This window comes from Microbacterium sp. H6, from assembly GCF_003314775.1.
GTDB lineage: Bacteria > Actinomycetota > Actinomycetes > Actinomycetales > Microbacteriaceae > Microbacterium > Microbacterium oxydans.
Genome location: NZ_QOAY01000248.1, coordinates 1 through 7,546, shown reverse-complemented (window position 1 = coordinate 7,546; position 7,546 = coordinate 1). Strand labels below are relative to the sequence as shown.

Sequence of the window (7,546 nt, the reverse complement as noted above, 5' to 3'; positions counted from 1 at the left end):
GTTCCCAGCGCGTGAAGCGCACGGTGAGGCCGGCGCGGGTCGGTGCCGCGAGGAACGGACCGGCTGCCGCGGCTGCCTGTCCGTCGAATGGGGCGACCCTGACGAGTCGCCAGGGGCCGTCGTCGGCGCGGGCGCGAACGATCAGGGAATCCGCCCAGCGGCTGACGCGCACGGTGATCTCGCTCTCGAGCCACTCGTCGACGTGGCCGACGGACCAGTCGGAGACACCGGCTGTGACCACGGCGCCGAGTCCCAGATGGCCGTCGGCGTACTCGAGACCCGTCTTCACCCAGTGCTCCTCGTCGATGCGCACGAAGACGCCTGCCTGGTCGAACTGGCCGTCCCACGGTGCGCGGAAGGAGACCTCCATGGCCTCACCGACCCCGAGCGGGGCGAGCAGGGCGTGCTCGGTGTCGTGCACGAAGCCGTAAGCGGTGTGCCGCCAGGCATCGCTGCTCTCCACCGCGGTGACATCGAGCGGAGTCGTTCCGGCGGGTAGCGCGGCGGGGGAGGTCGGAGCGTTGGTCCAGGTTCCGTCGGACCAGGGGATCATGTGCGATTCAGGCATGATCTCAAGATATAACCAATTGACGCATAAGTCGAGGATTATTCGTGATATGGTTATGCCATGGTCATCGCGGTACTCGCAGACATCGTGGGTTCTCGTCGTCTCGACGATCGCACAGCCGCGCAACGCGTGCTCGACGACACCATAGCCGACGTCGAAGCAGACCTCCCGTTGGCGGCGCAGCCGCTCACGCCCACCGTCGGCGACGAGCAGCAGGGTGTCTATCTCGATCTGGCCGACGCCATGGTGTCGCTCCTGATGATCCAGCTGCGGCTGCCGGACGGTGTCGCCTTCCGCTTCGGCATCGGGGTGGGGGAGGTGCGCCCTGTCGAGTCCGTGCACGGTGAACTCGCCGACGGACCGGGCTGGTACGCGGCCAGAGCGGCGATCGAGACCGTGCACGCGCGAGAGAGTCGCGCCGTGCCGCGCACGCGGTCGTGGATTGTCGGATCATCCGGGCAGGATGAGGTCATGGAGAGCACGATCGCGGCATCGAACGCCTACCTCCTCGTCCGCGATGAGCTGGTGGGGGCGATGAGCGAGCGGGAACGACGGCTCGCCTACGGTCGTCTGCTCGGTCGATCCCAGCAGGAACTCGCTGCGGAAGAGGGCATCACCCAGCCCAGCGTCTCCAAGTCGCTGCGCAGTGCGGGAACGGCTGCGCTCATCGAGGGCGTAGCCGCGCTTCGAGGGGCGCGCGCATGATCGTCGCGGGGTTCCTCCTCCTGTCGGTCGGCGCCGCCGATCTGGTGCGTCAGTTCGCGCCCCGCCGCTGGGTCGGCTATCTCGTGATCGCCGTCATCCTGCTCCTGCTCGGCAGCGTCGGCGATGCCCTTCTTCCCATGGTGCTCGCCCTCGTCGTCGGCGCGCTCTGGGTGTGGTGCATGCCGACGGAGCGTCCGGCGCCCCTGGGGTTCTGGCCGGCCGTCCTGCTCGCGGTTCTGAGCGTCGGAGCCGTCGTCTGGCTCGGCGCCCGTTCCGACTCCGGTCTCATCGGTGCGATCTGGCACCTCCGGTCGCCGTTCGGGGAGGTTCCGTTCGATCTCGCCATGCTCGCGCTCGGTGCCGGGGTCTTCCTCCTCGAGTCGTCGAACCTCGTGGTGCGTGCGGCACTCGATGGCGAGCACACGTGGCTTCCCCGTGACCCGGCGATGCCGACCGCGGAGGCAGCACCTGTCGTGGCCGGAACCGTGGAAACAGGAACCACCGAAGCAGACACCGTCCAGGCAGACACCGTCGAGGAGGAGGGCGCCGAGACGGCACCCGCACCCCGCGATCCGCGCAGCGGCTTCAAAGGCGGTCGACTGATCGGACCGCTGGAGCGCATCCTCGTCCTCATCCTCACCCTCGCCGCGGCGTATCCGATCCTCGCCGCGATGCTCGCGGCGAAGGGCATCGTCCGATTCCCCGAGATCTCCCGCGATGGCGAGACCGGCGCCCGCGCCGAGTACTTCCTCGTAGGCAGTCTGGTGAGCTGGGTGATCGCGCTGGGTGCCGCGTTCCTGGTGTGGTGGGCGGCGCACAGCTGAGCGATCTCAACTCAGCGATCGATACCAGTCCAGCTTCTCCGCGAGGCGTCGCTGCTGCGCGAGGACCTCGGCGAGCTGCTGTTCGACCGTCGCCGCATGCTCTTCGAGGAGTGCGATCCGTTCGGGGATCGTCTCCTCGCTCCGACAGAGCTGTCCGTAGCGGCGCAGTCGTTCGACCGGCATGCCCGTCTCGCGAAGGCACTTGAGGAAGTCGAGCAGCCCGAGGTCGGCGTCGGTGTAGGCGCGATGCCCGCCGGCGGTGCGGGTGACCGTGGGCAGGATGCCTTCCCGTTCGTAGTACCTGAGCGTGTCGATGCTGAAGCCGGAACGCGCTGCGGTCTCCGCCGGGGTGTACGTCGTCATCTCCTGAGCATAGGTCTTGACCTGGAGTGCGCTCCAGGTTGCACAGTGAGGTCATGACCACTCGGAACGCACCCGCATCCCCGCTCGTCCTCGGCGCGATGTCCTTCGGCACGCTCGTCGACGAGGACACCTCCTTCGCCCTGCTCGACCGTTTCGTCGAGCGAGGCGGCACCTGGATCGACACGGCAGACTGCTACAGCTTCTGGGCGAGCGAGAGCGGACACGGGGGAGCGTCGGAGGAAGTCATCGGACGCTGGCTCGCGGCACGACCAGGCGCCCGGCAGCAGGTGCGCATCTCCACCAAGGTGGGAGCGGAGCCGCTGTGGCCCGGCTCCTGGCCCGAACACCGGACCGGGCTCTCGCCACGCGCGATCGGTGCCGCCGTCGAGGGGATTCTCGATCGCCTCGGCGTCGACAGGATCGACCTGCTCTGGTTGCACCAGGAGGACCGCGCCGTCGCGATCGAGGACACCGTCGACGCCCTGGCCGCGCTCACGTCCGCCGGCACGGTGACCCGTGTCGGCGCCTCCAACCATCCTGCCTGGCGCATCGAACGCGCCCGCGCTCACGCCAAGTCGATCGGCAGCGTCCCCATCGATGCCTTCCAGCTGAACAGCACCTACCTGCGCACCCGACCGGGCACCCTCCCACCCGGTGTGGCGCATCCCTTCGGCGTGCTCAGCGATGAGCAGCGGGACTTCGCCCGAGACAACGGCATCGAGGTGTGGGCGTACACGCCGTTGCTCTCGGGGGCGTATGACAACCAGGCCAAACCGGTACCCGAGGTGTACGACCACCCGGGGACCACGCGGCGGCTCGCGGTGCTGGAGGAGATCGCCGCCGCTCGCGGAGTCGGCAGAGGGCAGATCGTGCTGGCCTGGCAGCTCGCACGGGGGATCCGCCCCATCGTCGGGGGAAGCAGAGTAGAGCAGTTGGACGCCGCCATGGATGCGGCATCGATCTCGCTGACGGCGCAGGAGTTCGACCGTCTTGACACGCCTGTCTGAACGGAATTCGAGGCTGTACCGCGCTGATAGCCTGGAGCGCGTGTCAACTCCCGATCTGACGACCGCACCCCAGGCGATCGATCCCGCGTTCGAGAACGTGTGGGACGAACTCGTGTGGCGTGGCCTGGTCCATGTGTCCACCGACCAGGAGGCGCTGCGCGCCCTGCTCGCGGGAGACCCGATCACGTACTACTGCGGTTTCGATCCGACGGCGGCGAGTCTGCACCTCGGAAACCTCGTGCAGCTGCTCACGCTGCGTCGCATCCAGCTCGCCGGTCACAAGCCGCTCGGTCTCGTCGGCGGCTCGACCGGTCTGATCGGCGACCCTCGTCCGACGGCCGAGCGCACGCTGAACACGCGGGAGACGGTCGAGGACTGGGTCGGACGCCTGCGTGCCCAGGTCGAGCGCTACCTCAGCTTCGAGGGTGAGAACGCCGCCCGCATCGTGAACAACCTCGACTGGACGGCGCCGCTGAGCGCGATCGACTTCCTGCGCGAGATCGGCAAGTACTTCCGTGTGGGCACGATGCTCAAGAAGGATGCGGTCGCGGCGCGACTCAACTCCGATGAGGGCATCAGCTACACCGAGTTCAGCTACCAGATCCTGCAGGGCATGGACTTCCTCGAGCTGTACCGGCAGTACGACTGCGTGCTGCAGACCGGCGGCTCGGATCAGTGGGGCAACCTCACCAGCGGCACCGAGCTCATCCGCCGTGCCGAGGGGGCGTCGGTGCATGCCATCGGCACACCCCTCATCACGAACAGCGACGGCACGAAGTTCGGCAAGAGCGAGGGCAACGCCATCTGGCTCGACGCCGACATGTGCAGCCCGTACCGGATGTACCAGTTCTGGCTGAGCACCGCGGACTCCGACGTGATCGAACGTCTGAAGGTCTTCACATTCCTCACCAGGTCGGAGATCGAGGAGTACGCCGAGCTCGTGGCCGCGGAGCCGTTCCGCCGAGCCGCTCAGAAGAGGCTGGCGCTCGAAGTTGTGGCGACCGTGCACGGTGTGGCGGCGACAGCTGCCGTGCTCGCAGCTTCCGAGGCTCTCTTCGGACAGGGAGACCTGACCACGCTCGATGCCGAGACGCTCCGCACTGCTCTGGAGGAGCTGCCGAATGCGACCGTCGGCGCCGGCACCCCGGTGGTCGAGGCCCTGGTGTCGACGGGGCTCGTGTCGAGCCTGTCAGAGGCGAGGCGCGCGATCACGCAGGGCGGCGTCACGCTCGACGGCGAACGCGTCGACGACGAGACGGCGACGGTCCAGGGCTCGCTTCCCGGCGGGGTCTCCGTGCTCCGCCGTGGCAAGAAGACCCTCGCCGGCCTCTTCGTCGGCTGAGCCCGAGCTCGATGCCGTTCACGCCCAGTCACGCCCTGGTAGCGCTGCCGTTCATCCGCACGCCGCTCGTGCCGGCTGCGATCGCGATCGGCGCGATGACCCCGGACCTGCCGTTGTTCGTGCGTGGCGCAGGACTGAACTACTCGTTCACGCACACGTTCGGCAATGTCGTGTGGACAGGGCTTCTCGCGTTCGTGCTGTTCTTGATCTGGCGGGTCGTGCTCCGTCCGGCTGTTCCCGAACTCGCTCCGCTCTGGCTGGTTCGGCGGTTGCCTGAGGAATGGAATGACAGGGGTCTCACGGCGGCAGGAGCTGCAGTCGGTGTGGGGCGCACGCGCGCGTATCCGTTCCTGCTCGCGGCGTCGTTCGTGATCGGTGTTCTCTCGCACATCGTGTGGGACCTCTTCACGCATGAGGGACGGTGGGGCGTGCACCTGATCCCCGGCCTCGACGACATGTGGGGACCGCTGCCAGGGTTCAAGTGGCTCCAACACGGTTCGAGCCTGATCGGCCTCGGGGTCATCGGCATCTGGGCTCTGCTCCGGCTCCGTCGGCAGACACCGCGTCAGGGCGTAACGCAGTCATCGCCGCCGTGGGTGCGCGTGGCGTGGTGGATCTCGCTCCCCGGGTTCCTCGTCATCGCGTGGGTCGGGGGTCTCGTCGTCTTCGGCCCCCTCGACGCGGACTTCACCGTTCAGCACCTCGCGTATCGGGTGCTTCCTCCGGCCTGTGCCCTCTGGGGTGCGCTCACCGTGGCGCTCTGCATCGCGCTGTCGGTGCGAGGACGCCGTCACCAGACGGGCTGATCGGACCCCCAGGCGTGCGGGGCCGCGAACTCGAGTCCCGTCAGCGCGGGTCGAGCGGTCACCACTGCGCTCCCGTCGACACCGAACCGGGCGGCATGCGGCCGCACGTCGAACTCGACCTCGGCTCCGGCCATCCCGCGACGCGGCATCCCGAGCAGTTCCGCCGCGATGCGACGAAGCGATGTGCGGACCACGCACGAACGCTCCTCTCGGCGGTTCCCCCGGAGCAGAGAGGTCACAGCGGCAGCGAGCAGATAGCCCGCGCTGTGGTCGAGAGCCTGCGCGGGAAGTGCGCCGGGACGATCACCGTCGACCGATTCGATGAGCGCGATGCCGGATTCCGCCTGCACGAGGCTGTCGAAACCGGCTCGCTCCGGTTCCTCCGTGCCCCAGGCGCTCAGTTGCGCGACCACCAGGCCCGGGTATCGGCGCACGAGCAGGTCGGGGTCCAACCCCAGCCGGTCGAGTGACGCCGGACGGTATCCGAGCACGACGGCATCGGCCCGCGCGAGCAGATCATGGAAGCGAGCGCTCCGCGCGTCCAGCACGGCCGACCGTTTGCCATGGCCCGTATCGAGGTGCTGCCACTCCGGCTCTGGCAGCGTCGGCGGATCGATGCGCAGCACATCGGCACCGAGCAGGGCGAGTGTCCTCGTGCACACCGGGCCGGCGATGACCCTTGTCAGGTCGAGGACGCGCATGCCCTGAAGTGGTCGACGGCCCGCACGCACGGAAAGTCCAACGGCGGGTTGGTCGAGCGCATCGGACATCCCGTCCGGTCGGCTGATCTCCAGGAGCGGACGCTCTCTGGCGGCACGATCGAGGGCGGGATCCTCCGCAGCGACGACGACAGCGAGCCCGCCGGCAGCCGTGATCTCGCGGACGGCATCGTGAGAGTCCCGTTCGGCGAGGGTACCCCCGACGAGATCGCCGCCCGCACCGTCTCGCAGACCGAGTCCCGCACGCAGCGCCGCCGCGTGATGGGGATAGTTCCCGTGGGTGCGGATCCATCCGTCTGCTGTCCGCCAGAACCCTGAGTACTCGGACCAGACCGGGGGAGCGACGTCATCGATCGTCAAAACACGGTCACTGCGGAACGCGACCGCGATCCGATCCGGATCGAGCGAAGCCGGGACCCCGCCGGCAGCAAGCATGGCTGCGCTCACGCTCGCCCAGGCGAGGTCAGCGGTGGCCAGTCGCGAGGGAAGTGGGACCACACGGAGCGGTCGGACAGCGTCGTCGGCGTCACCGAGGCCGAGCTCCCGCCCGATGCGCGCGAGCAGCTGAGCTGCCGCCCGCCCCTCATGTGCGCCGCCGTCGGCGTCCATCGAGAACAGGCCTGGGGTGGGGAGGCGATCAGCTGAATCCGGCATGGCGTGATCGTACTGCGGGTGCGCATCGCCACCGAAACTGCCCCTGACCCGCAGGAAATCACTCGACGAGTCAAGGCGACACGCCCGGGTGGGGTGGCCCGATTTGCCAGATCCCCGGGACCCGCGTAACTTATTACTTGTTCGCCCCACAGGGAAGCGGAGGAGCCAAGAGCTTCACCCCCCTCAAGCGGAGAACCACTCCCGATCCACTCTCACTTGAGAGAACAGGCGCTTGCGTCTAGGATAGGGACTCCACCTCTTCTGCGGCTGTCATCAGCTGCGCTGCGGATCTCTGATTCGCACAGCGCGCCGATTTGACAAGCGGGACAAGGTGGGTAAGATAGAGAAGTTGCCCTTCGGGCCTGGCTGTGATGGCTGGGTCGTGGGAGCATCCGATCCTTGAGAACTCAACAGCGTGCACTTGTCAAATGCCAAATTATCCTCGTCTAGCTTCGGCTAGTTGAGAATTCCTTTGGATCAAAGACCAACCTCCTTGTGGGGTTGGCAATGGATGAAGTCAGCAATGAATTTGTCTCTTTGGTCAGCATCAAACTCGCT

General features: G+C 67.6%; 8 protein-coding genes. 5 read left to right on the top strand and 3 right to left on the bottom strand.

Annotated features, from left to right (window positions below):
- Nucleotides 1-568 (bottom strand): DUF1349 domain-containing protein (locus DSP71_RS15810; protein ID WP_147251343.1); only part of this gene is annotated, 568 nt, incomplete at its 3' end.
- 60 nt (nt 569-628) lie between these two features.
- On the opposite strand from DSP71_RS15810, the gene DSP71_RS15805 reads away from it, so the two are divergent.
- Together DSP71_RS15805 and DSP71_RS15800 are read left to right on the top strand one after the other, a co-directional pair.
- A complete protein-coding gene (locus DSP71_RS15805) occupies nt 629-1,273 on the top strand; it encodes a SatD family protein (protein ID WP_046749038.1) in 645 nt (214 codons plus the stop codon).
- Entirely contained in the window at nt 1,270-2,097 is an 828-nt protein-coding gene (locus DSP71_RS15800; RefSeq protein ID WP_113681563.1) for a hypothetical protein, read from the top strand. Before DSP71_RS15805 ends, DSP71_RS15800 begins: the two co-directional genes overlap by 4 nt.
- 6 nt (nt 2,098-2,103) lie before the next feature.
- Here the strand turns inward: DSP71_RS15800 and DSP71_RS15795 are convergent, their stop codons facing one another.
- On the bottom strand, nt 2,104-2,460 hold the full coding sequence (locus tag DSP71_RS15795; RefSeq protein ID WP_058632227.1) for a MerR family transcriptional regulator: 357 nt from the start codon (nt 2,458-2,460) through the stop codon (nt 2,104-2,106).
- Nucleotides 2,461-2,513: 53 nt separating this feature from the next.
- Between DSP71_RS15795 and DSP71_RS15790 the strand changes: the two genes are divergently transcribed.
- Genes DSP71_RS15790 through DSP71_RS15780 form a run of 3 tightly spaced genes read left to right on the top strand, consistent with a single transcriptional unit; the run spans nt 2,514 to nt 5,615 of the window.
- Complete coding sequence (locus DSP71_RS15790; RefSeq protein ID WP_061016145.1) at nt 2,514-3,467, top strand: aldo/keto reductase; 954 nt, start codon at nt 2,514-2,516, stop codon at nt 3,465-3,467.
- Nucleotides 3,468-3,507: 40 nt separating this feature from the next.
- Nucleotides 3,508-4,809, top strand: a complete 1,302-nt coding sequence (gene tyrS / locus DSP71_RS15785; protein WP_179516103.1) for a tyrosine--tRNA ligase — start codon at nt 3,508-3,510, stop codon at nt 4,807-4,809.
- A gap of 11 nt (nt 4,810-4,820) precedes the next feature.
- The gene (locus DSP71_RS15780) at nt 4,821-5,615 is read left to right on the top strand and encodes a DUF4184 family protein (RefSeq protein WP_113681562.1); all 795 of its coding nucleotides are present in this window, start codon (nt 4,821-4,823) and stop codon (nt 5,613-5,615) included.
- Here DSP71_RS15780 and DSP71_RS15775 read toward each other — a convergent pair.
- The gene (locus tag DSP71_RS15775) at nt 5,600-6,988 is read right to left on the bottom strand and encodes a CoA transferase (protein ID WP_113681561.1); all 1,389 of its coding nucleotides are present in this window, start codon (nt 6,986-6,988) and stop codon (nt 5,600-5,602) included. The two genes, DSP71_RS15780 and DSP71_RS15775, sit on opposite strands and share 16 nt — an antisense overlap.
- Between the last annotated feature and the right edge of the window lie 558 nt (nt 6,989-7,546).

Excerpts from the sequence above, each read along its gene's own strand:
- DSP71_RS15795 (WP_058632227.1), bottom strand. The coding sequence starts at position 2,460 with ATGACGACGTACACCCCGGCGGAGACCGCAGCGCGTTCCGGCTTCAGC.
- DSP71_RS15780 (WP_113681562.1), top strand. The coding sequence starts at position 4,821 with ATGCCGTTCACGCCCAGTCACGCCCTGGTAGCGCTGCCGTTCATCCGC.
- DSP71_RS15790 (WP_061016145.1), top strand. The coding sequence starts at position 2,514 with ATGACCACTCGGAACGCACCCGCATCCCCGCTCGTCCTCGGCGCGATG.
- DSP71_RS15800 (WP_113681563.1), top strand. The coding sequence starts at position 1,270 with ATGATCGTCGCGGGGTTCCTCCTCCTGTCGGTCGGCGCCGCCGATCTG.
- DSP71_RS15775 (WP_113681561.1), bottom strand. The coding sequence starts at position 6,988 with ATGCCGGATTCAGCTGATCGCCTCCCCACCCCAGGCCTGTTCTCGATG.
- DSP71_RS15805 (WP_046749038.1), top strand. The coding sequence starts at position 629 with ATGGTCATCGCGGTACTCGCAGACATCGTGGGTTCTCGTCGTCTCGAC.